2 protein-coding genes are annotated in these 875 nt (G+C 70.5%); one reads left to right on the top strand and one right to left on the bottom strand.

Annotated features, from left to right (window positions below; translation table 11 throughout):
- Nucleotides 1–293: hypothetical protein (locus AC5RV2_RS18575; RefSeq protein WP_494093551.1), on the top strand; the 293-nt coding region annotated here is incomplete at its 5' end.
- 49 nt (nt 294–342) lie between these two features.
- Here the strand turns inward: AC5RV2_RS18575 and AC5RV2_RS18570 are convergent.
- A complete protein-coding gene (locus tag AC5RV2_RS18570; protein WP_494093550.1) occupies nt 343–645 on the bottom strand; it encodes a GNAT family N-acetyltransferase in 303 nt (100 codons plus the stop codon).
- Nucleotides 646–875: the final 230 nt, after the last annotated feature.

Raw genomic sequence — 875 nt, 5'->3', positions numbered from 1 at the left:
ACGCCGTCGTGACGGCGAGCCCGGCAGGTGCGGCGCCGCTCCGCCGGAAGGTCAATCCGTTCCTGGCGGCGATGTGGGTGCTGGGCGCGGGGCTGGCCGGGTTCGGGGCCTGGGGCTCGCTGGCACCGCACTTCATCGAGCTGGACGCCATGCTCGGATCCACGGGCAGCTACGGGCCGCCGTGGATTTTCATCTTCAGCTCCGTCGCGCCCACGATCCTGATCGCCGGGCTGCTCACCGTCGTCGCCACCTTGACCTTGCACGCCGTCAGCTGGATGCGCCGGCACCCCTGACCCACCCCGCAGCCCGGCAGCGGAAACACGTCAGTGTGCGCGGCGGATCCTATTCGGGGCTTTCGGGCCACTCGACGTGCGGCTCGTACTCCGGGTGCCGGTGCAGCCAGCCCGCGACGTACTCGCAGTACGGCACGATCTTCCTCCCGCCCGCGACCACGTCGTCCAGCGCATGGCCCACCAGCCTGCCGGCGAGCCCCTGGCCGGCAAAGTCATCGAACACCCGCGTATGGGTGAACGCCACGGTCCCGCCGTGCGCCTGAAACTCGGTGAACCCTGCCAGGGACCCGGCGGCCAGCACCTCGTAGCGCTTGAGGTCCTCGTTCAGCCGGAAAGAGAGGTCGTCAGCCATAGCCCGAGCCTGACACACGCGGGCGGCGGTGCAAATACACCGCCGCCCGTATCGGCTGCCGCCGGCTAGATCAGGCCGTCGGCCAGGTGGTTGGGTGTGCCGAAGCGGTGCGCGGTGATGCTGACGGCCTGCTCGTGCAGGAACGGCAGCATTTCCACCCGGCCGGCTTCGGTCACGTCGTGGGCGTAGACAGCCACATCCGGCCGCCCGCCGGCGGCGACGGCGAGCGC

Source organism: Arthrobacter sp. Y3225116 (assembly GCF_059091245.1).
The sequence above is the reverse complement of the archived record's forward strand: the minus strand, read 5'-3'. Positions and strand labels throughout refer to the sequence as shown.

Coding starts and splice junctions, on each gene's coding strand:
- AC5RV2_RS18570 (WP_494093550.1), bottom strand. CDS start 645: ATGGCTGACGACCTCTCTTTCCGGCTGAACGAGGACCTCAAGCGCTAC.